Below are 21,197 nucleotides of genomic sequence, written 5' to 3' on the forward strand. Positions count from 1 at the left end.
CGACCCGTACCCGCGCGGGCGGTGAGTCATACCACCCGGGGATCGGAGCGGTGGTCACGGTCCGCGCAGCGTGAGGCGGCGCACCCGCGCATGAGCCAGTGCGGCGCGCGCGGCGTTGCGCCCCGCGGCGCCGTGGACCCCGCCACCCGGATGGGCGGAGGACGAGCCGAGGTAGAGGCCGCGGACCGGCGTCTCCGCCCGTCCCAGGCCGGGGACGGGCCGGAGGACCAGCTGCTGGTGCAGCTGCGCGGTGCCTCCGTCCAGGGCGCCGCCGATCAGGTTGGCGTCCCGGGCCTCCAGCTCGCGGGGGCCCAGGACCCGGCGGGCCAGGACCCGTGCTCCGAAGCCGGGGGCGAGCTGCTCGATCCGGGCCTGGACCCGGTCCGCGAAATGCTGGCAGTCCGTCTCGTCCCACACCCCGCGGACGCTGCCGTCCCCCGCGTCACCGATGGTCTCCTGGGGGACGTGGGTGTAGGCCCACACCGACTCGGTGCCGGACGGCGACCGGGTCGGGTCCGTGGTCGTCATCTGGCCGGCGAGCAGGAAGGGCGCCGCCGGGACGTAACCGGCGGTGACCTGGCCGAGCGTGACGCTCATCTGCTCCACCGAGTCCGCGACGTGGAAGGTGCCCGGCGCGTGCGCGGGCTCGCTCGCCCACGGGATCGGCCCGTCGAGCGCCCAGTCGACCTTCACCGTGCCCGGGCCCATCCGGAAGCTGCGCATCGAGCGCAGCGTCCGCTCGGGCAGGTCGTCGGCGGACACCAGTCGCCCGTAGAGGTGCGGCGCCGCGACATCGGCGACCACGGCGTGGCGGGCGGCGATCGGCTCGCCGTCCTTCGCCCGTACGCCGACCGCGCGGCCGCCACGTACGACGACCTCGGCGACCTCGACCCCGCAGCGGATGTCGCCCCCGAGCGCGCCGAAGCGTCGGGCCAGCGCCCGGGAGAGCTCGCCGGCACCGCCCTCGGGCACCGGGAAGCCGACGGTCTGGCCGAGCATGCTCATCAGGATGCCCATCAGGCCGGACCCGGGGGCGTCGAGCGGGATGTCGGCGTGGCCGGCGTTGCCGGCCAGCAGGAGGCGCGGCCCCTCGCCGCCGAACCGGCCGCGGCCGAGGTCGACCGCGGGGGTGAGCAGGGTCTTGACGAACTCGAGCCCCCCCACGCGCGGCAGCCGGGCCAGGACCCCCATCCCCTCGCGGACCGGTGGGAACGGCGAGAGCATCGCCCCCAGGACCCGGTCCCCCACGTGGTCCCACTCCAGGCACAGCCGCAGCCAGGCATCGCCGTCGCCGGGGTGCTGCTCGTCGAGGAGGGACGCGGTCAGCTCACGGTCGCGGTGCAACAACGCCCAGGACCCGTCGGGCCGGGGGTGGCCGAGCACCGCAGGAGCGTGGCGCCACACCACGCCGTACCGCTCGAGGTCGAGGTCCAGCAGCGCCGGGGAGGCCGCCGCCAGGGGATAGAACGAGCTGAAGGTGTCGTGCACGAAGTCCGGGTGCACGTCCCGGGCGCTGCGCACCGCGCCCCCGACCTCGGGCTGGGCCTCGAGGACGAGGACTGACCAGCCGGCGTCGGCGAGGTGGTTGGCGGCCGAGAGCCCGTTGGGCCCGGCCCCCACCACGACCGCGTCGTACTCACGCCCCACGGTGGCGGCTCATGCCTCGGCGGGAGCGGCGCGGCGCTCGGCGAGGAACGCCAGCCGGCGGAGGCTCTCGGTGTTGCGCCAGGTGATCAGCGGAGCGCGGACCGGCTTCGGGACCAGCCGCGCGGGGCCCGCGGTGATGTCCTCGACCATCTCCACCTCGGTGCCGCCCGAGACCGCGGTCAGCCGGAGCTCGACGTCAGCCTCGCCCGGCGGCCAGCCGCGCGCACGGAGCTTGAGCCGGCGCTCCGGCTCGCACTCCAGCACCTCGGTGTCGTCGTCGAGCACCATCGGCCAGACGCCCACCGAGTGGTGGATCCTGGAGCCGACGGAGGGCCACCCGTCGTCGACCTCGCGCATCCGGGTCGCCCCGACGACCCACAGCGGGTAGAGCCAGCCGTCGGCCAGCACCGCCCAGACCCGGTCGGGCGTGGTCTTGATGACGCGCACGTTGCGGCTCATGGCCCGAACGTACCCACGTCACCCTGGGTCGAACGTCCGCCTCCTCGCGGCCGTCACCGTAGGCTGGAGGCAACCACCTGCCCCCGGGCTCCGCCGGAGCCCACGCCGGGCGGGCCGAGAGGCGGACGTCATGCCGACGTCGCAAGCATCCACCCCCACCCCCACCCTCACTGACGCTCGTCACGACGCCGCCGAGCACGGCGCCCTGCGCCTCGAGCTGGCCCACACCTTCGGGAACGGTCCGCTGGACGGCGCCTGGTGGCCCCACTCCTCCGACCTGCAGCAGGAGGTGGCCGACCTGGTCGATCACTTCCCCCGTGGCCGCATCGACCACCTGATCTACTCGCGGCCGGACTGGGCCGCGGCCGCCACGCGGGTCCGCACCGCGCGCGGCAGCATCAAGATCGGCTCGTTCCCGCGCGACGACACGCACGTGGTGCTGCTCAAGCTCGCCTCGCGACAGGTCGTCCGGCTGCTCGTCGTCCCGCCGGGCACCGACGTGGCGAGCGCCCACCTGATGCTGCACCGGGCCTCCGAGCCGGACAACCTCGCCGACGCGGCCGAGCTCCTCCGCAACAGCGCGGAGGACCAGACCGCCCCGGCCGACATCTGGTCCGACAACGGCGGCAACTACTGGGGTCCCGACCCGGTCGCGCCCTCCCAGCGTTGAGTCGCGTCAGCGGCTGCGGACGACCTCCGTGGTGACGGCGTGGCGACGCACCTGGGCCGGGGTGAAGGCGAAGCGGACCCACTTCTTCTCGGCGAAGAGCCGGGTCTGGTCGCTCGACCACGGCGAGCGCGGGTTCTCCGACTGTCCGTAGGTCAGGATCGTCCGCGCGCTCACCCGGCCTCCGGAGAGGAACGCGATCGCCTGGATGTGCGAGGAGCCGTAGGTCACCGGCCGGTAGTGGTCGGTGTTGTCCTTGGCCCAGCGCGAGGCGAGCGCGTTGGCGTTTCCGGCCGCGTCGCCCGTGCCGCCCCCGAGCGGGATCGGCGGGGCACCGCGGTCGCCGGCCACCTGCAGCGAGCCCCATCGTGCGTCGAACGGGATGTGCTTGGCCCGCAGCGCCGCGATCGCGTCCGACATCGCCTGGACCAGCTGCGGGTTGGCGGTGTTCAGGTCGCGCGGGGTGTTCAGCGGGTCGTTCGGGTCGAACGGCGTCAGCCACACGCCCTGGTCGGGCAGCCGCGAGATGAACTCCTCGAAGATGGCGTAGCCGCGTGAGTCCGCGTCGGAGTGCCCGTCCCAGTCGTGCAGCGCCGTGCAGGCCTCGGTCTCGCCGGTCTCGTCGCACAGGGTGTCGAGGTCCCCGTTGGCGCGCATCACCTCGCCGGCCATCACCCGGTTCTCGTGCTCGTGGCCGCGCAGGCTGGCGGGCGACTCCTTCTTGCCCTTCGCCAGCCGGTCCAGCACGTAGTGGGAGACCATCCGGGTGCGCATCGTCCGCTCGCAGCGCTCGCAGCCGATGATCCCGGCGTAGCCCTCGAGCGGCTGCTTCGGGTTGGGCAGCCAGTAGGAGTCGTTGGCGTTCATCACCCAGTCACGACGGATCTCCGACGGCAGGTTCCCGGGCCCGAAGATGCCGGGGCGCTCGGCGTCGGCGTCGGTGCCCCACGCGCACGAGGAGTCGGCGAGGGTGCCGTCGAATCCGGGCAGTCCGGCGAGCTGGTCGAGGACCCGCCCGGTCGGCGTCATGCACTGCTGGGCCAGGGCGTCGGGCACGTTGGGCACGACCGAGTGGTCGGCGTACAGCACGTCGCCGTGGCGGTCTGCGGCCGTCGTGTTGACCCACGGCATCCCGCCGCCGGCGTCCTGCCGCCTCAGCAGGTCGCGGACGTCGTGCGCCTTGCCCATGTCGAGGAAGGTGTCGATCGTGCGCAGCTGCTCGGCGTTGGCGTCGCGGATCGCCCAGATGCTCGCCGGCGACCACGGCATGAGCAGGTCCGGCGCGTCGATGACGTAGCCCTGCGGGGTGCGGTAGAGGTCCTCCTTGGCCGTGCCCAGCGAGCCGTCCTTCCTCCGAACGGTCACCGTCACGTGGCGGTGCTCGAGGTCCTGCGGGCCCGCATCGGTGGTGTACGACGTGGGGCCGGTCGCGTGGTACTCGTACGGCGTGAACCGGTAGGCCGTGGAGACCGTGTGGCTCCACGCCACGTCCTTGTTCCAGCCGATGTTGACCACCGGCGAGCCGATCAGCGAGGCGCCGGCGACGTCGTACCGACCCGGGATCGTGAGCTGCTGCTGGGTGAACCGGTAGCGGCCCCGCCACGGGAAGTGCGGGTTGCCGAGAAGCATCCCTTTGCCCGTCGTGCTGGCGTCGCCGCCCACGGCGGTGGCGTTGGAGCCGAACGGGGTGCTCGGGTCCTTGCCGAGGCCCGCGAGCAGCTTGTCGCGGTCCACGGCGCCTGCGGGCGGGCTGGGCAGGTTGGGGTCACCCGGCGACGGCGGCGCGGCGTCCACGATCTCCTTGACGAAGACGCCGCTGGAGGCGAGCAGGTTGGCGAGGTAGACGCCGTACCAGAGGTCGAGGGGGGTCGCCTTCTCACGCAGGTAGCCGGCACCGTGGCAGGCGGGGTCGGTGACGCCCTGCGGCCCGACCTTCGCGAGGTAGCGGTTCAGCCCCGCCGTGTAGCCGCGGACCATCGCCCGCGCCTGCTTCCCCGGGCCCGCCACCGGGTCACGCAGCAGCTTCTCCACCACGTGCCGGTTGCGCAGGTCGGTCACGAAGGCGTCGACCTGGAGGTTCGACGCGTCCAGCGTCACCTGGTCGTTGTAGCGACCCTTGGGCCCGAACCAGCGCGACCGCTCGCCCCTCGCCGTCAGCAGGGTGTCGGCGAGGGTGCAGGTCGAGGTCTGCGCCGCGGCGTACCCGCTGCCGAAGCCCAGCGAGCCGAAGCTGGTCGCGGTGATGTGCGGGATGCCGTGCTCTGTGCGCCGGATGGTGGCGGAGTAGGCGTGCCCGGCACGGGCCGGCCGGGCCGACTGCGCAGCGGCGCTCGGCGCGGCGGTCGGGGTGACGACGGCCCCGAGCGGGACCAGGCTGGCGGCGGCGACCAGGGCGGTCAGGCGGGAGAACATGTTCTACCCAACGGGGTCCGCCCGCGGAGGTTATGGCCGGCAGAACTGTCAGAGGTACAGGCCGGTGGGCTCGTCGCCGAGCCGGTCCGCGGCGACCGCGTGGACGTCGCGCTCGCGCATCACGACGTAGAGCTCGCCGTTCACCTCGACCTCGGCCTTGTCCTCGGGCTCGAAGAGCACCCGGTCGCCGACCTCGACGGCACGCGCGTGCGGGCCGACGGCGACGACCTTCGACCACGCCAGGCGGCGGGCGCCCATGGCCGCGGTCGCCGGGATGACGATGCCGCCGGAGGAACGACGCTCGCCGGACTCACGGTCCACCTCGACCAGGATCCGGTCATGGAGCATCTTGATGGGAGTCATGAGGTCAAGCTCGCTACTTGCTGGGACGGTCGTGGCGCGGCCGGCGGTGCGGTCAGCGGACGACCTTGCGGATGACGACGAAGACCGCGATCACGCCCACGACGCCGCCGACGGTCTTGAGGATGTTGTCGGTGCGCGGCTGACCCGTCCGGACGTCGACGTAGTGGGCCTTGATGCTGCTCACCTCGCGGCTGACGATCGTCTTCGGGTGCGCGCGGTAGAGGAGCTGGTCGATCGTGGTCGCCAGGTGCTGGCGCGTCTCTTCGATCTCGCGCTCGAGGGAAGACATCTCGTTGCTCACCTGCGCAGGCTACCAACCGGTCACCCACGGGCCGTCCGCGTGTCCTACTGTTTCGGGCATGGAACGGCTCTCTCCCGGTGACACCGCGCCCGACTTCACCCTTCCCGACGACACCGGTGCGGAGGTCAGCCTGTCCGACCTGCGCGGTCGCAAGGTGATCGTCTACTTCTACCCCGCCGCGATGACGCCCGGCTGCACCAAGCAGGCCTGCGACTTCACCGACTCCCTGGACTCGCTGAAGGCACAGGGCTACGAGGTGCTCGGCATCTCCCCCGACAAGCCGGAGAAGCTGGCGAAGTTCCGCGACAAGGACGGGCTCACGATCACGCTGCTCTCCGACGCGGACAGGTCGGTGATGACGGCGTACTCGGCGTACGGCGAGAAGAAGATGTACGGCAAGGTCGTCCAGGGCGTCATCCGCTCGACGTTCGTCGTCGACGAGGACGGGAAGATCGAGGTCGCGCAGTACAACGTCAAGGCCACCGGCCACGTCGCCAAGCTGCGCAAGGACCTGGGGCTCGACGCGGCCTGAGCCCTGCGCGCCCGTAGCCCAATGGGTAGAGGCATCAGGTTTAGGTCCTGACCAGTGAGAGTTCGAGTCTCTCCGGGCGCACCCTCCCCCCGCAGGTCGCATGGGTCAGCGCGAACCACGCGACCCTGACATCATCGACCCATGCGCACCAGCAGGCTCGAGGCGTTCAGCGACGGGGTCCTCGCGATCATCATCACGATCATGGTGCTGGAGCTGCACGTCCCCGAGGGGGCGAAGCTGTCGGACCTGGCCGACTCGGCCACCGGGTTCGTGACCTACCTGCTGAGCTTCGTCTACATCGGGATCTACTGGAACAACCACCACCACATGTTCCAGCTGGTCCGCCGCATCGACGGCACCGTGCTGTGGGCCAACCTGCACCTGCTGTTCTGGCTCTCGCTCTACCCCTTCACGACCGCCTGGATGGACGAGACCGACCTCGCCCGCACCCCCCTGGTGATCTACGGGGTCAACCTGCTCGCCGCCGCGATCGCCTACTACGTGCTGGTGCAGGCGATCTTCCGGGCCGAGGGTCCGGGCGGCCTGCTCCGAGAGGCCGTGGGCCGCGACCTCAAGGGCAAGGTGTCCCCGCTGATCTACCTCGCGGGCATCCTGACGGCTTACCTCGTCGGCTGGCCGGCCCTGGTCTTCTACGCCGCGGTCGCCGCCATCTGGCTGGTCCCCGACCGGCGGATGGAGGCGTACGTCGCCCAGCACGGCCTGACCGACTGACCCTTCAGCCGACGACGACCTTCGCGACCCGGGGAGCGATCTCGCGCAGGGCCCGGCCCCGGTGGGAGATCCGGTCCTTCTCGGTGGGGGCGAGCTCGGCGGAGGTCAGCCCCTCGGCGGCGTGCTCGTCGGCGACGAACAGCACGTCGTACCCGAATCCGCCGCTCCCCCGCAGCTCGCGGATCACGCGGCCGGACATGCGGCCCTCGACCACCTCCTCGCCGCCGGCGTGCACGAAGGCCACCGCGCACGCGAAGTGGGCGCCACGGCGCTCGTCGGGCACGTCCGACAGCTGCTGGAGCAGCAGCTCGTTGTTGCGGTCGTCCTGCCCCTTCTTCGGGCCCAGGGATGTCCCCGACCAGCGCGCCGAGAGGACGCCGGGCATGCCGTTCAGCGCGTCGACGCACAGCCCGCTGTCGTCGGCCAGCGACGGCAGCCCGGTCGCGGCGAAGCCGGCGCGCGCCTTGAGCAGGGCGTTGCCCTCGAACGTCGCCTGGTCCTCGACCGGCTCGTCGTAGTGCTCCACGTCGTCGATGCCGAGCACGTCGAGGTCGGGAGCGTGCTCGCGGAGGATCCGCTGCATCTCCTCGATCTTCTTGGAGTTGCGCGAGGCGAGGAAGACGCGGCTCACCGGGACAGCGCCTCCGACTGCAGGCTGGTCAGGTCGGCGCAGCCCTTCTCGGCGAGGGCGAGGAGGGCGTCCAGCTCGGCCCGGTCGAAGGCCACGCCCTCGGCGGTGCCCTGGACCTCCACGAACTTGCCGTCGCCGGTCATCACCACGTTCATGTCGGTCTCGGCGCGGACGTCCTCCTCGTAGGGCAGGTCGAGACGGGGTACGCCGTCGATGATGCCTACGCTCACGGCCGCCACGGACCCGGTCAGCGGCTCACCCGCGAGCGCACCGGCCGCCCGCAGGTGGGTCACGGCGTCGGCGAGGGCGACGTACGCGCCGGTGATCGCGGCGGTGCGCGTGCCGCCGTCGGCCTGGAGCACGTCGCAGTCGAGGACGATGGTGTTCTCCCCCAGCGCCTTGTAGTCGATGACGGCGCGCAGCGACCGGCCGATCAGGCGGCTGATCTCGTGGGTCCGGCCCCCGATGCGGCCCTTGACCGACTCACGGTCCGAGCGGGTGTTGGTCGAGGCGGGCAGCATGGCGTACTCCGCGGTGACCCAGCCCAGGCCGGACCCCTTGCGCCAGCGCGGCACCCCTTCGGTGGCCGACGCCGCGCACAGCACGCGGGTCCTGCCGAACTCCACCAGCACCGAGCCGGCGGCGTGGTCCAGCCAGTTGCGGGTGATCGTGATCGGGCGCAGCTCGTCGTCGGCGCGGCCGTCGGCTCGTGTGGTCATGACCGGCACCCTAGCCGGGTACGCCGACCGCCCCAGACCCCGGACATGGGACCGGGCGGGCCCACTCACCCCCGTGAGAGTCGGGCCCGCCCGAGTTCGGAGGTGCGGTGCTACTTGACCTCGGCGCGCAGCACCCGCCAGGTGCCGACCACCAACGGCAGCACCAGCCAGAGCAGGCCCGAGACCGCGAGGTGGGCCCAGTCCGAGCCCGAGGCGTCGCCCTGGACGAGAGGGTTCTGGGCCGCGTTGAAGTCGATCCACGGCTGCAGGTCGGCGAACCAGCCCAGCAGCGAGGCACCGAGCTGGAAGAGGCCGGGCAGCACGAACGAGTACACGAAGTACACGACGATGCCGGCGGCCGTGTTGAGGAACAGCATGCCGAAGGCGAAGCCGGTGGCCATGCCGAACACGTGCAGCAGGAAGTAGCTCAGCACCCGGACCGCGGTCAGCCCCCACACCACGGTGTTGCCGGTCAGGGCGCCGTAGAGGAGGTTCGCCACCACCGCGAGGACCAGGCCGACGACGACCGCCGCCAGCGCGATGAGCAGCGTGCTCACGAACTTGGCCGCCACCAGTCGCATCCGCGACGGCTCGAGGGAGAAGCTCACCATCGCGGTGCGCTGGCTCCACTCGCTGGTGATCGACATGATGCCGAGCACGGGCAGCAGGATTCCCATCGGCGTGTTCATCGCGATCATGAAGTCGGTGAAGTTCACCACGAGGTCCTGGGCCACGACGACCCAGAGCTGGATCACCAGCACCAGCGCGGTCACGGCGGCGATGGAGATGAGCAGCCACCGCCCGGCCCGGGTGTCGGCCATCTTGCGGAGCTCGACCCGCACGAGGCGGGAGAACGGGATCGCCGAGGTGCCCGAGACGTCGAGGGCCGGGAGGGCCGGCTGGCCCAGGGTCTGGCTGGTCATGCCTGTGCTCCTTCGGTGACGGCGTCGCGCTGGGTGTCGGCGGTGAGCGAGAGGAACAGGTCCTCGAGGCCGCCCTCGGCCGGGCGCAGGTCGATGAGGACGATGCCCCGGTCCGCGGCGACGCGGCCGACCTCCACGGTCTCGGTCTCCACCCGCAGGCCCTCACCCGCGGCCGAGACGGCGATGCCCTTGTCCTTCAGCCCCGCCGCCAGCCCCTCGTTGTCGAGCGCCGTGACGAACGTGGCGGCCGTGCCGGCCCCGGCGATGAGCGACTTCTTGTCACCCTGGGCCACGATCTTGCCGCGCCCGATCAGGATCATCTCGTCGGCGATGATCTCGACCTCGTGCAGCAGGTGGCTCGAGAGCAGCACGGTGCCGCCCCGCTCGGCGTACCCCTTGAGCAGCCCGCGCATCCAGCGGATGCCGGCGGGGTCGAGCCCGTTGGCGGGCTCGTCGAGGATCAGCACCGACGGGTCACCGAGCAGCGCGTGCGCGATGCCGAGCCGCTGCCGCATGCCGAGCGAGTAGTTGCGGACCCGGCGGCGGGACTCCTTCTCGTCCAGGGAGACCAGTGCGAGCATCTCGTCCACGCGGCTGTCCGGCAGCCCCATGGTGCGTGCCCCCAGGGTGAGCACCTCACGCCCGGTCCGCCCGGCGTGCTGTGCCGAGGCGTCCAGCAGGACGCCGACGTGCCGGCCGGGGTTGGGGATGTCCTTGTAGTGCAGACCACCGATGGTGACCTGGCCGCGGGTGGCCGGCGTCAGGCCGACCATGATCCGCATCGTCGTCGTCTTGCCGGCCCCGTTCGGCCCCAGGAACCCGGTCACCGTGCCGGGCTGGCAGACGAAGTCCACGTCGTCGACGGCCGTGAAGCCGCCGTACGTCTTGGTGAGTCCTTCGACCTTGATCATGGCGGACAGCCTGTCGCACGTCGGGATCCGCCGCATCGGACCCTGGCATCGGACCGGGCAGACCAAAGTAGGGGGCTCCCTGGACCCCGGGCGCCTGCGCGCACGTCTCCCGTCGGCCTAGCCTGTCGGACGTGGAACGACCGAGCCCCGAGCTCTACCAGCCCGAGCTGACGCCGTGGCGCCAGGCCTGGCGCGTGCTCGGCATGCTCGCCGTGGTCGCGGTCGCCTGGGGCCCGATGGTCGCCCGCCAGGTCCACCGCCCGGGCCTGCTGTGGCTCGACGTGACGTGCGGCGTGGCCGCCTTCGTCCTCGTCTTCTACCGCCGCCGCTGGCCGGTGACGATCGCCGTGGTCACCGGCGCCCTGAGCGCGGTCTCGGGCATCGCCGCCGGGCCCGCGGTGCTCGCCGCCGTGTCGGTCGCCACGCGCCGGCGGCTGTGGCAGGTCGCGGTCGTGGGGCTGGTGAACCTGGCCGCCGGCCAGGCGGTCATCCACGTCCAGCCCGCCGACGGCAGCCAGCCGGCGTGGCTGAACGTGACCGTCAACCTGGTGTTCACCGCGGGCGTGCTCGGCTGGGGCATGTACATCGGCTCCCGCCGCGAGCTCATCTGGACCCTCAAGCACCGAGCCGAGCGGGCCGAGGCCGAGCAGGAGCTGCGGGTCGCGAGCGCCCGCAGCAACGAGCGCGCCCGGATCGCACGCGAGATGCACGACGTCCTGGCCCACCGGATCTCGCAGATCTCCATGCACGCCGGAGCGCTCGCCTTCCGCGACGACCTGCCCGCGGACCAGATGCGCGCCAGCGCCGCGGTGATCCAGGAGAAGGCGCACGAGGCGCTCACCGACCTCCGCGGCGTCCTCGGCGTGCTGCGCGACGAGGTCACCGGGGAGCCGCTCGACGCGCCCCAGCCGACGTACGACGACGTGCCGGTGCTGGTGGAGGAGGCGCGACGCTCGGGGCTGCACGTGGAGTACGACGACCGTCTCGACGCCGACCCGACGGCGGTGCCCCACGTGGTGGGGCGCACCATCTACCGGATCGTGCAGGAGGGCATGACCAACGCCCGCAAGCACGCCCCCGGCGCGCTGCTGACCATCCGGGTCAGCGGCTCGCCGGACGACGGGATCGACGTCCTGCTGCGCAACCCGCTCGGGTTCGGCGCCAGCCGCACCCCGGGTGCCGGGCTGGGCCTGATCGGGCTCGCGGAGCGCGCGCACCTGCGGGGCGGCCGGCTCGAGCACCGCCGCGACGGCTCCGCGTTCGTGCTCCACGGGTGGATACCGTGGGCGTCGTGAGCACTCGGGTCCTCATCGTCGACGACGATCCCCTGGTCCGGTCCGCACTCACCCTGATGCTCGGCGGCCAGCAGGACGTCGAGGTGGTGGGCGAGGCGAGCGACGGGCGCGAGGGGGTCGAGGCCGTCGCCGACCTGCGGCCCGACGTTGTCCTGATGGACGTCCGGATGCCCCGGCTCAACGGCCTCGAGGCCACCCGCGAGCTGCACCAGCAGCCCGATCCACCCCGGGTCATCGTGCTGACCACCTTCGACGCCGACGACCACGTCGTGGGCGCGCTCGCCGCCGGGGCCGACGGCTTCCTGCTCAAGGACACGCCCCCGCCCCAGATCCTCGAGGCCATCCGCAAGGTCGCCGACGGCGAGCCGATGCTGTCGCCGTCCGCGACCCGCACCCTGCTCCGCAGGCTGCGCAGCGACCACGCCGACACGGGTGCCGCCGACCGGGTCGCCGAGGCCGAGCGCCGGCTGGCCCCGCTCACCTACCGGGAGCGCGACGTCGCCCTCGCGGTCGGCCGGGGGCTGAGCAACGCCGAGATCGCCGCGGAGCTCTACCTGTCGGTGCCCACGGTGAAGGCCCACGTCTCCCGGCTCTTCGACAAGCTCGAGGTCACCAACCGGGTGCAGATCGCGATGTGCGTGCACGACGCCGGGCTGGTCTGACCGACCCGGTCAGAGCTCGAGGACGTCGCCGGCCCGCGCGAGCGAGACCGGGCCGTCGTACGCCGTCCGGGCCTCGGCGAGGGCGACCTGCGGGTCGTGCCACGGCGGCACGTGGGTGAGGAGCAGCCGCCTGGCGTGCCCGCGGGTGGCCGCCTCCCCGCACTCGATGCCGGTGAGGTGCAGCTGCGGCGGGTTGTCGTCGATGGACCGGAAGGACGCCTCGGCCAGCAGCAGGTCGGCGTCCTTGGCGACGGCGTCGAGTCCCGGGCAGGGCCCCGTGTCGCCGCTGTAGCCCAGCGTGACGCCGCCGGCCGAGACGCGGAGGCCGAACGCCGGCACGGGGTGGTCGACGGGCACCGGCTCGACCGCGAACGGGCCGACCTGGACCGGCCCCGCCCACTCCCGGAAGTCGAACTCGCCGTGCATGCCGGGGTCGGTGGGCAGGTCGTAGGCACGGGCCATCCGGTCGGCGGTCCCGACCGGGCCCCACACCGGGATCCGCGGCTGCGGCCCCTGCGGGTGGTACTTGCGCAGCACGTAGTAGCCGGACAGGTCCAGGCAGTGGTCGGCGTGCAGGTGGCTGAGCAGGACCGCGTCGATGGACAGCGGGTCGGCGTAGCGGTGCAGGGCGCCGAGGGCCCCGCTGCCGAGGTCGACCAGGACCCGCCAGGTGCGGCTGCCCGTCCCGTCGTCGTGCTCGGCCTCGAGGAGGTAGCAGCTGGCCGGCGAGTCCGGTCCCGGGTAGGAGCCCGAGCAGCCGACGATGGTCAGCCTCATCGGAGCCGCCCGCCGGCGAACTGGGAGGCCGCCATCATCTCGGCGCCGAGGAACCGGCGGCCGATCGTCTCGAACTCCGCGGGCGAGCCGGTCGTGACGAAGTCGTAGGACGGGTCCCCGCCCTCGCGCATCAGGCCGGTGCGGACCAGCATCTTGTAGACGTCCTTCGCGGACTCCTCGGCGCTGCTGACCAGCGTCACGTTGTCGCCCATGACGTAGGAGATCACGCCGGTGAGCAGCGGGTAGTGCGTACACCCGAGGATCAGGGTGTCGATGCTGCGGGAGACCAGCGGGTCGAGGTACTCGTGCGCGACCGCGATCAGCTCGTCACCGCCAGTGATGCCACGCTCGACGAAGTCGACGAACCGGGGGCACGCCTGGGTGACCAGCTCGACGTGGGGGGCCGCGGCGAAGGCGTCCTCGTAGGCCAGCGACTCCGCAGTGGCCCGGGTGCAGATCACGCCGATCCGGCCGGTCCGGCTCGCGGCGACGGCCCGCCGGGTGGCCGGCAGGATCACCTCGACCACGGGGACGTCGTACCGCTCCCGGGCGTCGCGGAGCATCGCCGCGCTGGCGGAGTTGCAGGCGATGACGAGCGCCTTGACGCCCCGCTCGACGAGGTGGTCGAGGCACTCGAGGGCGTACTCGCGGACCTCCCCGATCGGCTTCGCACCGTAGGGCTGCCGCGCGGTGTCGCCCACGTAGACGATCGACTCGTGCGGCAGCTGGTCGATGACCGAGCGGGCGACCGTCAGGCCCCCGAAGCCGGAGTCGAAGATGCCGATGGGCGCATCACGGGTCTCGGGGCTGCACACATCCGGGGGCAGGGTCGACACAAGAGCCAAGGCTAGATGGAGTCGGCCCCTGGTGGGAGATCATCGCGACCGACGTCACCGGAGACGGCCGTCACGCGACCCGGGCCGGGGCGTGCCGGGCTGGTCGGAGCAGCTAGTCGAAGAGGCGCGGCTGGGGCGGGCCCAGGGACGGGTCGACGCCGTCGAAGAGGCTGCTCACCGACTCTCCTGCGTGCACGCGCTCGATGGCCTGGGCGAAGAGGTCGGCCACCGACCGGACCTTCAGCCCGGGCCACTCGCTCGGGGGCGGGACCGTGTCGGTCGTCACGACCTCGGTGATCATCGGGTGCTCGCGCAGCCGCTCGAGCGCCTTGCCGACGAAGAGCCCGTGGGTGCACGCGACGGCCGCCTCGGTGCAGCCCTGCTCGGCGAGCCGGTCGAGCAGCTCCACGATGGAGCCGCCGGTCGCGATCTCGTCGTCGAGGACGATCGCCTTCCTGCCGGCCACGTCGCCCACGATCGCGTCGATCACCACCCGGTCGTCGGCCAGGCGCTTCTTGCTGCCGGCGGCCACCGTGAGGCCGAGGAGCCGGGCGAACTGGGTGGCGGTCTTCGCGTTGCCGAAGTCGGGCGAGACGACCACCGACCCGGACAGGTCCTGACCCAGGAAGTGGTCCGCGAGCACGCCCAGCGCGGTCAGGTGGTCCACCGGCACCGAGAAGAACCCGTGCACCTGGGGCGCGTGCAGCGTCATGGTCAGCACCCGGTCCACCCCGGCCGTGACCAGCATGTCGGCCACCAGCCGACCGCCGATGGAGATCCGGGAGGCGTCCTTCTTGTCCGAGCGCGCGTAGGAGTAGTACGGGATGACCGCCGTGATCTGCGCCGCCGACGCGCCACGGGCCGCGTCGACCATGAGCAGCAGCTCCATCAGGTGCTCCTGGGTCGGCGGCACCAGCGGCTGGACGATGTAGACGTCGCGCTGGCGGCAGTTGGCCTGCAGCTGGGCCTGCAGGCAGTCGTTGCTGAAGCGGGTCATCTCGACCGCGGACAGCTCCACGCCGAGCGCCGCACAGATGGCCGAGGCGAGGGAGCGGTGGGCACTGCCACTGAAGACGACGATCTCGCGCACGGAGGACTCCAAGGTGGGGAGCGACAGGCTCGCGCTCACCCTACGGCCGTGTCCCGGGCACGACCAGCGTTTCCGATTTCCGGTGCGCGCCCTAGGCCCAGAGCTGGCCCTCGAGCCGGTCCTCGGCGTCGTCGACGGTGCCCTCGTAGGCGCCGGTGCTGAGGTACTTCCAGCCGCCGTCGCACACCACGAACGCGATGTCGGCGGGCTCCCCCGCCTTGACCGCCTTGGCCGCCTGGCCCAGCGCGGCGTGCAGGATCGCGCCGGTGGAGACCCCGGCGAAGATGCCCTCGAGCTCGAGCAGCTCGCGGACCCGGCGTACGGCGTCGCGCGGGCCGACCGAGAAGCGGGCGTCGATCAGGTCGGCGTCGTAGAGCTCCGGGACGAAGCCCTCGTCGAGGTTGCGCAGCCCGTAGACCAGCTCGCCGTACCTCGGCTCGGCGGCCACGATCCGCACCTCGGGCTTGGCCCTGCGGAAGAAGCGGCTCGCCCCCATCAGCGTGCCGGTGGTGCCCAGCCCGGCGACGAAGTGCGTCACCGACGGCAGGTCGGCGAGGATCTCGGGCGCGGTGCCCTCCTCGTGGGCGAGCGAGTTCGCGGGGTTGCCGTACTGGTAGAGCATCACCCAGTCGGGGTGCTCCTCGGAGATCTTCTTGGCCACCCGCACCGCCTCGTTGGAGCCGCCGGCGGCGGGCGAGGAGACGATCTCGGCGCCCCACATGCGCAGCAGCTGGCGCCGCTCCTCGGAGGTGTTCTCGGGCATCACGCAGACGATCCGGTAGCCCTTCAGCTTGGCTGCCATCGCCAGCGAGATCCCGGTGTTGCCCGACGTCGGCTCGAGGATCGTGCACCCGGGGCGCAGGGTGCCGTCCTTCTCGGCCTGCTCGATCATCTTCAGGGCCGGACGGTCCTTGATCGAGCCGGTCGGGTTGCGGTCCTCCAGCTTCGCCCACAGCCGCACCTCGGGGGTCGGCGAGAGCCGCGGCAGCCCGACCAGCGGGGTGTTGCCGACCGAGGCGAGCAGGTTGTCGTAGCGCATGCGTCCAGCATGCCATCGCGGGCGTCGCCCGCCCGCCGCGCCAGGGGACGGCGAGACGGGCCTCGACGGGCGGTGCTCAGCGCAGGAACAGCTCGGGGTCGAACTCGTCGAGCGAGATGACCCGCACCCGGGGCAGCGGCGCGTTGAAGGCGCGGACGTCGTCCTCGAGGTCGTGGATCTGCAGCCCCATCGCGGTGAACTGCGTGTTGGCGAACTCACGGAGCGCGATCACGCCGACCCGGCGGTCGCCGCCGAGCAGGGCCTGCATCTGGGGCACGAAGTCGCCGTCGTGGCTGCACAGGAGCACGTCGGCGTCGTGGTCGACCAGCGCGTCCAGGGTGCGCTGGAGACCGATGTCCACGACCTTCTGGTCGGCCCGGCCGGACAGCGGGACGGGTCGGTAGTTCATCGCCAGCAGCGCCTGGACGAACGTCGTGGGCAGCTGCCCGTTGGAGGCGTTGAGGAAGAAGAGCCCGGTGACGGGCTGGCCCCACACGGACTCGGCGTACGCCGTGACCCGCTCCCAGCGGGGCCGCTCCTCGGGGGCGGGGCGCCGGTTCAGGACCGAGGACCCCAGGGTGGCGTCGATGTTCTCCCCGTCGACGAGGACGAAGGTGCGACGGCCGGTTCGGGACGAGTCCATCCCGAAACTCTACGGTCGCCGGACGGGAACCGTCCGGCGACCGGCTGCGAGGGGAGGGCTGTGCCCGCTCAGGCTGCTCCGCCCGCGACCGCGGGCAACACGACGACCTGGTCGCCGTCGCTCACCTCGGCCTCGAGGCCGCCGATGAAGCGGACGTCCTCGTCGTTGACGTAGACGTTGACGAAGCGACGCAGGTCGCCGTCCTCGATGAGGCGCTCCTTGAGACCGGGGTGGTTGGCCTCCAGGTCGTCGATCAGCGCGCTCAGGACCGCGCCGTCACCCGTGACGGCCTTCTCGCCGCCGGTGTAGGTGCGCAGGATCGTCGGGATCCGGACCTCGATGGCCATCGATTCACTCCTTGAAGTCTCAGCTCAGCTCGGGCACCACGGTGACCTCTTCCTCGGTCACCTCGCCGTCGATGATTCTGTAGGACCTGAACTCCACAGGGCCGTCGTTATTCCCCTGCTCGCGTGTGCTCACCAACACGTAGTGCGCGCCGGGCTCGCTGGCGAGGCCGATGTCGGTGCGGCTCGGGTAGGCCTCGGTGGCCGTGTGCGAGTGGTAGATCACGACGGGTTCCTCGTCGTTGTCCCACATCTCCTTGTACAGCTCGAGCAGCTCGGTGGAGTCGAACTCGTAGAACGTCGGGCTGCCCGCCGCGTTGACCATCTCCACGACCCGCTCGGGGCGGTCACTGCCCTCCGGACCGGCCACGATGCCGCAGGCCTCGTCGGGGTGGTCGCGCTTCGCGTGGGCGACGATCGCGTCGTACGTCGCCTGGTCGATGGTCAGCACCGGTCCAGCGTATTTGGCCCTCGCGCACGGCTCGACGGGGCCCACCATGCAAGACGATCAGCCGGACAGCGCGTCGACCAGGGTCTCCTGGAGGTAGCCCACCCACTCGTAGATGTCGTGCGCCTGCGCGCGGGGGTCCTCGTCGGGCAGCGCGTGCCAGAAGTCCTCGTCGCCCTCCTCGACCTCGAGCCTGGTGGCCAGCGCCAGGCGCAGGTCGGTGAACGAGCGCAGCCACGTCTCCGCGGTCGGCTCGTCGAGCTCGACGTCGATCATCAGGCCGTCCTCGGTGAGCTCGGGCGGCAGCCCGGCCTCCTCGAGCCCGTCGATGACGGTGCAGGCCGCCTTGGCCTTGCCGTCGCGCAGCGTTCCCTCGGTGAACCGTCGGAACTCCGAGGAGGACTCCTCGTCGCCCGGGTAGGCCGTCGGGAAGAGCCGGGCGAGGACCGGGTCCTCCGGCTCCACGGTCGGACCCGAGAAGTCCATCAGCGCCTCGAAGGGGTCGGCCGTGTCGCGGGGCACGGCGGCCTCGTTGCGCAGCAGCTCGACCAGCTGGGAGGCCAGCGACCTGAGCAGGTCGGCCTCGAAGCCGGTGAAGTTGGCGATGACCTGCCCGCTGCGCCGGTGCCGGGCGAAACCGCCGCTCATTCCGACCGCTCCAGCGTGGCCCACAGGCCGTACTCGTGCATGGCCTGCACGTCTCGCTCCATCTCCTCGCGGCTGCCGGTGCTGACGACCGACTTGCCGTCCTCGTGCACCTCCATCATCAGCTTCTCGGACTTCTTCTTCGAGTAGCCGAAGTACTTCTGGAAGACGTAGGTGACGTAGGACATGAGGTTCACAGGGTCGTTCCAGACGATCGTCACCCACGGCACGGCCGGGACGGTGATCTCGTCGGGAGTGGTGGTCGGCTCGACCTCGACCGGACTGGCGGCGGACACGGTGCCATCGTGGCACAAGCTGCGGCCTCGGCCGACCTCCGACGCCCGGGCCCTACGCTGGTCGACGTGACCGCGCACGCCGCACGAACGACTGCCCTGCTGACCGACCACTACGAGCTCACGATGCTCCAGGCGGCCCTCGCGGCGGGGACGGCACACCGCCGCTCGGTCTTCGAGCTCTTCCCCCGCCGGTTGCCCGAGGGACGTCGGTACGGCGTCGTGGCCGGCGTGGGTCGGGCCCTCGACGCCCTGGAGCACTTCCGCTTCGACGACGAGGCCCTCGCCGTCCTCGAGGACGTGGTGGACCGGCCGACGCTGGACTGGCTGGCGTCGTACCGCTTCACCGGCGACATCTCGGGCTACGCCGAGGGCGAGGCCTACTTCCCCTACTCGCCCCTGCTGACCGTCGAGGCGCCCTTCGCGGAGGCCGTGCTGCTCGAGACGCTGCTGCTGTCGATCTACAACCACGACTCGGCGATCGCCTCGGCGGCCTCGCGGATGACGATGGCAGCCGGTGACCGGCCGTGCATCGAGATGGGGTCGCGCCGCACCCACGAGGAGGCGGCGGTCGCGGCCGCCCGCGCGGCGTACCTCGCCGGCTTCGCGACCAGCTCCAACCTGGCGGCCCGTCAGCGGTACGGCGTGCCGACCGCCGGCACCAGCGCCCACAGCTTCACCCTGCTCCACGACTCCGAGGAGGAGGCCTTCCGGGCGCAGGTCGACTCGCTGGGCAAGGGCACCACGCTGCTGGTCGACACCTACGACATCGCCGAGGCGGTCCGGATGGGCGTTGAGGTGGCCGGTCCCGACCTCGGCGCGGTGCGGCTCGACTCCGGCGACCTGGGGAGCCTGGCGCACCGGGTCCGCGCCCAGCTCGACTCCCTCGGCGCGACCGGCACCCGGATCATCGTCACCAGCGACCTCGACGAGTTCGCGATCGCCTCGCTCAAGGCCGCCCCGGTCGACGGGTACGGCGTGGGCACCGAGCTGGTGACCGGGTCGGGCCACCCGACGTGCGGCTTCGTCTACAAGCTCGTGGCGCGCGAGGGGGAGGGCGGGGAGATGGTGTCGGTGGCCAAGAAGAGCCAGGACAAGATTTCGATCGGCGGTCGCAAGTTCGCCCTGCGCCGCCGCAACGCCCAGGGCGTCGCCGAGGCCGAGGTGATCGGGATCGGCACCCCGCCGGTCGACGACGGGGACGACCGGTCGCTGCTCGTGCCGCTGGTGCGGGACGGGGTCGTGGTGGGCCGGGAGCCGCTCGACGAGGCACGGGCCCGGCACGCGCGGTCGCGGGCGGAGCTGCCGATCGCGGCGCAGCAGATGTCGCGCGGCGAGCCGGTCATCGAGACCGTGCACATGGGCGGCTGAGGCCGCCTCGTCCCCGCGCCCGCGCCCGGCCCGCCCGAGGCCCGGTGCCTGCGCGACGGCGTACCGCCTCGCTAGTCTCGTGCCATGAAGCGTGCGCTGATCGTGGTCGACGTGCAGAACGACTTCTGCGAGGGCGGTTCCCTGCCGGTCGAGGGTGGCGCGCAGGTCGCGCACGACATCGCCGAGATCCTGCACCACTGGGTCACGAAGGACCCGAAGGCTCCCGACTACGCCCACGTCGTGGCCACCAAGGACCACCACGTCGACCCCGGCGGGCACTGGTCGAAGGACCCGGACTACGCCGAGTCGTGGCCGGTGCACTGCAGGGTCGGCACCGACGGCGAGGCGTTCCACCCCAACCTCGATCCGCAGCCGTTCGACGCGATCTTCCTCAAGGGCGACCACGCCGCGGCGTACTCCGGGTTCGAGGGGCAGACCACCGGCGGCGTGGGGCTCGCCGACTGGCTCCGCCGGCACGAGGTGACCCACGTGGACGTGTGCGGCCTCGCGACCGACTACTGCGTGCGGTCGACCGCCCTGGACGCCGTCGCGAACGGGTTCCAGACCCGCCTGCTCCCCCGGCTCTGCGCCGGCGTCGCCCCCGAGACGACGGAGGCGGCCCTGGTGGCCATGCGCGACGCGGGCGTCACCGTTGGCTGACCTGGAGGTCCGCGCCGAGGAGGGCGTGCTGTGGCTGACCCTGAACCGGCCGCACGTCTTCAACGCGCTGAGTGCGTCGATGGCCGACGAGCTGGCGTCGCTGGTCGAGGACGCGACGGCGCGCGACGACGTACGCGTGGTGGTGCTGACCGGCACCGGCCCGGCGTTCAGCACCGGCGCGGACATCTCGGGTGCCGACGCCCACGAGCACTTCGACGTCTCGGCGCTCGACCGAGCCAACCGGATCATCCGCGCCATCACCCGCCTCGACAAGCCCGTCGTGGCCGCCGTCAACGGGGTCGCCGCCGGGTGGGCTGCTCGGCCGCGCTGGCCGCCGACATCGTGGTGGCGGCCGAGTCGGCGAGCTTCCTGCTGGCGTTCGCCCGGATCGGCCTGATGCCCGACGGCGGCGCGACCGCGACCGTGGCCGCGTCGATCGGCCGGGCCCGCGCGATGCGGATGGCGCTGCTCGCCGAGCCGCTGACCGCGCGCGAGGCGTACGACGCCGGGCTGGTCACCCACCTCGCCCCCGACGGCGCCTTCCCCTCCCTCGTCGACACCCTGGTCCGTCGCCTCGCCGCCGGCCCCCCGCTCGCCCTCGCCGCGAGCAAGAAGGCCGTCAACGCCGCCACGCTCCCCCACCTCGACGCCGCCCTCGAGCGCGAGCGCCACGGCCAGACCGTCCTCCTCCGCACGTCCGACGTGGCCGAGGGGATGCGGGCGTTCTCGGAGAAGCGGAAGCCGGTGTTCGGCGGGGAGTGAGCGCGCCATCCCCATGTAACGCGGTGTCCACGTCT

At 72.1% G+C, this 21,197-nt stretch carries 27 protein-coding genes and 1 tRNA gene; 10 read left to right on the top strand and 18 right to left on the bottom strand.

The window, feature by feature from the left end:
* Positions 1 to 54: 54 nt before the first annotated feature.
* On the bottom strand, positions 55 to 1,647 hold the full coding sequence (locus tag H0S67_RS26860) for a phytoene desaturase family protein (protein WP_180933961.1): 1,593 nt from the start codon (positions 1,645 to 1,647) through the stop codon (positions 55 to 57).
* Positions 1,648 to 1,656: 9 nt separating this feature from the next.
* The gene (locus H0S67_RS16825) at positions 1,657 to 2,106 is read right to left on the bottom strand and encodes an SRPBCC family protein (protein ID WP_180933962.1); all 450 of its coding nucleotides are present in this window, start codon (positions 2,104 to 2,106) and stop codon (positions 1,657 to 1,659) included.
* Between the two features lie 130 nt (positions 2,107 to 2,236).
* On the opposite strand from H0S67_RS16825, the gene H0S67_RS16830 reads away from it, so the two are divergent.
* The gene (locus H0S67_RS16830) at positions 2,237 to 2,776 is read left to right on the top strand and encodes a DUF5994 family protein (protein WP_180933963.1); all 540 of its coding nucleotides are present in this window, start codon (positions 2,237 to 2,239) and stop codon (positions 2,774 to 2,776) included.
* Positions 2,777 to 2,782: 6 nt separating this feature from the next.
* Here H0S67_RS16830 and H0S67_RS16835 read toward each other — a convergent pair whose 3' ends face one another.
* Genes H0S67_RS16835 through H0S67_RS16845 form a run of 3 tightly spaced genes read right to left on the bottom strand, consistent with a single transcriptional unit; the run spans position 2,783 to position 5,849 of the window.
* Entirely contained in the window at positions 2,783 to 5,185 is a 2,403-nt protein-coding gene (locus H0S67_RS16835; protein WP_180933964.1) for a penicillin acylase family protein, read from the bottom strand.
* Between the two features lie 48 nt (positions 5,186 to 5,233).
* Positions 5,234 to 5,548: a GroES family chaperonin gene (locus H0S67_RS16840; RefSeq protein WP_180933965.1), complete on the bottom strand. Its 315-nt coding sequence runs from the start codon at positions 5,546 to 5,548 to the stop codon at positions 5,234 to 5,236.
* 52 nt (positions 5,549 to 5,600) lie between these two features.
* The gene (locus tag H0S67_RS16845; RefSeq protein WP_246354826.1) at positions 5,601 to 5,849 is read right to left on the bottom strand and encodes a DUF3618 domain-containing protein; all 249 of its coding nucleotides are present in this window, start codon (positions 5,847 to 5,849) and stop codon (positions 5,601 to 5,603) included.
* A 58-nt stretch (positions 5,850 to 5,907) separates the two neighbouring features.
* Here H0S67_RS16845 and bcp point away from each other — a divergent pair, with 58 nt between their 5' ends.
* The 3 genes from bcp (at position 5,908) to H0S67_RS16860 (ending at position 7,113) form a co-directional block, all read left to right on the top strand.
* Entirely contained in the window at positions 5,908 to 6,381 is a 474-nt protein-coding gene (gene bcp, locus H0S67_RS16850; protein ID WP_180933966.1) for a thioredoxin-dependent thiol peroxidase, read from the top strand.
* Positions 6,382 to 6,388: 7 nt separating this feature from the next.
* A tRNA-Leu gene (locus tag H0S67_RS16855) sits at positions 6,389 to 6,462 on the top strand.
* A 60-nt stretch (positions 6,463 to 6,522) separates the two neighbouring features.
* Positions 6,523 to 7,113, top strand: coding sequence for a TMEM175 family protein (locus H0S67_RS16860; RefSeq protein ID WP_180933967.1), 591 nt, complete (start codon positions 6,523 to 6,525; stop codon positions 7,111 to 7,113).
* A 4-nt stretch (positions 7,114 to 7,117) separates the two neighbouring features.
* Here H0S67_RS16860 and rdgB read toward each other — a convergent pair whose 3' ends face one another.
* The 4 genes from rdgB to H0S67_RS16880 form a co-directional block, all read right to left on the bottom strand.
* Entirely contained in the window at positions 7,118 to 7,744 is a 627-nt protein-coding gene (rdgB, locus tag H0S67_RS16865) for an RdgB/HAM1 family non-canonical purine NTP pyrophosphatase (protein ID WP_180933968.1), read from the bottom strand.
* A complete protein-coding gene (gene rph, locus H0S67_RS16870; protein ID WP_180933969.1) occupies positions 7,741 to 8,463 on the bottom strand; it encodes a ribonuclease PH in 723 nt (240 codons plus the stop codon). The genes rdgB and rph overlap by 4 nt, the downstream gene beginning before the upstream one ends.
* 110 nt (positions 8,464 to 8,573) lie before the next feature.
* Positions 8,574 to 9,386: an ABC transporter permease subunit gene (locus H0S67_RS16875; RefSeq protein WP_180933970.1), complete on the bottom strand. Its 813-nt coding sequence runs from the start codon at positions 9,384 to 9,386 to the stop codon at positions 8,574 to 8,576.
* Positions 9,383 to 10,297: an ABC transporter ATP-binding protein gene (locus H0S67_RS16880; RefSeq protein ID WP_180933971.1), complete on the bottom strand. Its 915-nt coding sequence runs from the start codon at positions 10,295 to 10,297 to the stop codon at positions 9,383 to 9,385. The genes H0S67_RS16875 and H0S67_RS16880 overlap by 4 nt, the downstream gene beginning before the upstream one ends.
* A 131-nt stretch (positions 10,298 to 10,428) precedes the next feature.
* Between H0S67_RS16880 and H0S67_RS16885 the strand changes: the two genes are divergently transcribed.
* On the top strand, positions 10,429 to 11,592 hold the full coding sequence (locus H0S67_RS16885) for a sensor histidine kinase (RefSeq protein WP_180933972.1): 1,164 nt from the start codon (positions 10,429 to 10,431) through the stop codon (positions 11,590 to 11,592).
* Positions 11,589 to 12,254 (top strand): response regulator, encoded by a 666-nt coding sequence (locus H0S67_RS16890; RefSeq protein WP_219635312.1) that lies wholly within the window; start codon positions 11,589 to 11,591, stop codon positions 12,252 to 12,254. The genes H0S67_RS16885 and H0S67_RS16890 overlap by 4 nt, the downstream gene beginning before the upstream one ends.
* Before the next feature lie 9 nt (positions 12,255 to 12,263).
* Here the strand turns inward: H0S67_RS16890 and H0S67_RS16895 are convergent, their stop codons facing one another.
* The 9 genes from H0S67_RS16895 to clpS all read right to left on the bottom strand — a co-directional run bounded on the left by H0S67_RS16895 (position 12,264) and on the right by clpS (position 18,372).
* Positions 12,264 to 13,031 (bottom strand): MBL fold metallo-hydrolase, encoded by a 768-nt coding sequence (locus tag H0S67_RS16895; RefSeq protein ID WP_180933974.1) that lies wholly within the window; start codon positions 13,029 to 13,031, stop codon positions 12,264 to 12,266.
* Positions 13,028 to 13,867: a glutamate racemase gene (murI, locus tag H0S67_RS16900; protein WP_246354827.1), complete on the bottom strand. Its 840-nt coding sequence runs from the start codon at positions 13,865 to 13,867 to the stop codon at positions 13,028 to 13,030. Before murI ends, H0S67_RS16895 begins: the two co-directional genes overlap by 4 nt.
* A 112-nt stretch (positions 13,868 to 13,979) precedes the next feature.
* On the bottom strand, positions 13,980 to 14,957 hold the full coding sequence (locus tag H0S67_RS16905; RefSeq protein WP_180933975.1) for a ribose-phosphate diphosphokinase: 978 nt from the start codon (positions 14,955 to 14,957) through the stop codon (positions 13,980 to 13,982).
* A 91-nt stretch (positions 14,958 to 15,048) separates the two neighbouring features.
* Positions 15,049 to 15,996, bottom strand: a complete 948-nt coding sequence (locus H0S67_RS16910) for a PLP-dependent cysteine synthase family protein (protein WP_180933976.1) — start codon at positions 15,994 to 15,996, stop codon at positions 15,049 to 15,051.
* 76 nt (positions 15,997 to 16,072) lie between these two features.
* Positions 16,073 to 16,639, bottom strand: coding sequence for an NYN domain-containing protein (locus H0S67_RS16915; protein WP_180933977.1), 567 nt, complete (start codon positions 16,637 to 16,639; stop codon positions 16,073 to 16,075).
* Between the two features lie 68 nt (positions 16,640 to 16,707).
* Positions 16,708 to 16,986 carry a MoaD/ThiS family protein gene (locus H0S67_RS16920; RefSeq protein ID WP_180933978.1) on the bottom strand — a complete coding sequence of 93 codons (279 nt, stop codon included), beginning with the start codon at positions 16,984 to 16,986 and terminating at the stop codon, positions 16,708 to 16,710.
* A 19-nt stretch (positions 16,987 to 17,005) separates the two neighbouring features.
* Positions 17,006 to 17,434 (bottom strand): M67 family metallopeptidase, encoded by a 429-nt coding sequence (locus H0S67_RS16925; protein WP_246354828.1) that lies wholly within the window; start codon positions 17,432 to 17,434, stop codon positions 17,006 to 17,008.
* A 57-nt stretch (positions 17,435 to 17,491) separates the two neighbouring features.
* Positions 17,492 to 18,079 carry a DUF2017 domain-containing protein gene (locus H0S67_RS16930; RefSeq protein ID WP_180933980.1) on the bottom strand — a complete coding sequence of 196 codons (588 nt, stop codon included), beginning with the start codon at positions 18,077 to 18,079 and terminating at the stop codon, positions 17,492 to 17,494.
* Positions 18,076 to 18,372 carry an ATP-dependent Clp protease adapter ClpS gene (clpS, locus tag H0S67_RS16935; RefSeq protein ID WP_180933981.1) on the bottom strand — a complete coding sequence of 99 codons (297 nt, stop codon included), beginning with the start codon at positions 18,370 to 18,372 and terminating at the stop codon, positions 18,076 to 18,078. The genes H0S67_RS16930 and clpS overlap by 4 nt, the downstream gene beginning before the upstream one ends.
* A 123-nt stretch (positions 18,373 to 18,495) precedes the next feature.
* Between clpS and H0S67_RS16940 the strand changes: the two genes are divergently transcribed.
* The 4 genes from H0S67_RS16940 (at position 18,496) to H0S67_RS26870 (ending at position 21,162) form a co-directional block, all read left to right on the top strand.
* On the top strand, positions 18,496 to 19,740 hold the full coding sequence (locus H0S67_RS16940) for a nicotinate phosphoribosyltransferase (RefSeq protein WP_246355399.1): 1,245 nt from the start codon (positions 18,496 to 18,498) through the stop codon (positions 19,738 to 19,740).
* Positions 19,741 to 19,824: 84 nt separating this feature from the next.
* On the top strand, positions 19,825 to 20,400 hold the full coding sequence (locus H0S67_RS16945) for an isochorismatase family protein (RefSeq protein WP_180933983.1): 576 nt from the start codon (positions 19,825 to 19,827) through the stop codon (positions 20,398 to 20,400).
* Entirely contained in the window at positions 20,393 to 20,797 is a 405-nt protein-coding gene (locus H0S67_RS26865) for an enoyl-CoA hydratase/isomerase family protein (RefSeq protein ID WP_281368878.1), read from the top strand. The genes H0S67_RS16945 and H0S67_RS26865 overlap by 8 nt, the downstream gene beginning before the upstream one ends.
* Positions 20,710 to 21,162 (top strand): enoyl-CoA hydratase-related protein, encoded by a 453-nt coding sequence (locus tag H0S67_RS26870; protein WP_281368879.1) that lies wholly within the window; start codon positions 20,710 to 20,712, stop codon positions 21,160 to 21,162. Before H0S67_RS26865 ends, H0S67_RS26870 begins: the two co-directional genes overlap by 88 nt.
* Positions 21,163 to 21,197: the final 35 nt, after the last annotated feature.

Origin of the sequence: Nocardioides ungokensis, from assembly GCF_013466985.1 — a bacterium.
Taxonomy (GTDB): domain Bacteria; phylum Actinomycetota; class Actinomycetes; order Propionibacteriales; family Nocardioidaceae; genus Nocardioides; species Nocardioides ungokensis.

Bases quoted from the DNA above. Each gene is read 5' to 3' on its own strand.
- H0S67_RS16825 (WP_180933962.1), bottom strand. From the start codon at position 2,106: ATGAGCCGCAACGTGCGCGTCATCAAGACCACGCCCGACCGGGTCTGG.
- H0S67_RS16830 (WP_180933963.1), top strand. From the start codon at position 2,237: ATGCCGACGTCGCAAGCATCCACCCCCACCCCCACCCTCACTGACGCT.
- H0S67_RS16835 (WP_180933964.1), bottom strand. From the start codon at position 5,185: ATGTTCTCCCGCCTGACCGCCCTGGTCGCCGCCGCCAGCCTGGTCCCG.
- H0S67_RS16840 (WP_180933965.1), bottom strand. From the start codon at position 5,548: ATGACTCCCATCAAGATGCTCCATGACCGGATCCTGGTCGAGGTGGAC.
- bcp (WP_180933966.1), top strand. From the start codon at position 5,908: ATGGAACGGCTCTCTCCCGGTGACACCGCGCCCGACTTCACCCTTCCC.
- H0S67_RS16860 (WP_180933967.1), top strand. From the start codon at position 6,523: ATGCGCACCAGCAGGCTCGAGGCGTTCAGCGACGGGGTCCTCGCGATC.
- rph (WP_180933969.1), bottom strand. From the start codon at position 8,463: ATGACCACACGAGCCGACGGCCGCGCCGACGACGAGCTGCGCCCGATC.
- H0S67_RS16875 (WP_180933970.1), bottom strand. From the start codon at position 9,386: ATGACCAGCCAGACCCTGGGCCAGCCGGCCCTCCCGGCCCTCGACGTC.
- H0S67_RS16880 (WP_180933971.1), bottom strand. From the start codon at position 10,297: ATGATCAAGGTCGAAGGACTCACCAAGACGTACGGCGGCTTCACGGCC.
- H0S67_RS16895 (WP_180933974.1), bottom strand. From the start codon at position 13,031: ATGAGGCTGACCATCGTCGGCTGCTCGGGCTCCTACCCGGGACCGGAC.
- H0S67_RS16910 (WP_180933976.1), bottom strand. From the start codon at position 15,996: ATGCGCTACGACAACCTGCTCGCCTCGGTCGGCAACACCCCGCTGGTC.
- H0S67_RS16915 (WP_180933977.1), bottom strand. From the start codon at position 16,639: ATGGACTCGTCCCGAACCGGCCGTCGCACCTTCGTCCTCGTCGACGGG.
- H0S67_RS16920 (WP_180933978.1), bottom strand. From the start codon at position 16,986: ATGGCCATCGAGGTCCGGATCCCGACGATCCTGCGCACCTACACCGGC.
- H0S67_RS16930 (WP_180933980.1), bottom strand. From the start codon at position 18,079: ATGAGCGGCGGTTTCGCCCGGCACCGGCGCAGCGGGCAGGTCATCGCC.
- H0S67_RS16940 (WP_246355399.1), top strand. From the start codon at position 18,496: ATGCTCCAGGCGGCCCTCGCGGCGGGGACGGCACACCGCCGCTCGGTC.
- H0S67_RS16945 (WP_180933983.1), top strand. From the start codon at position 19,825: ATGAAGCGTGCGCTGATCGTGGTCGACGTGCAGAACGACTTCTGCGAG.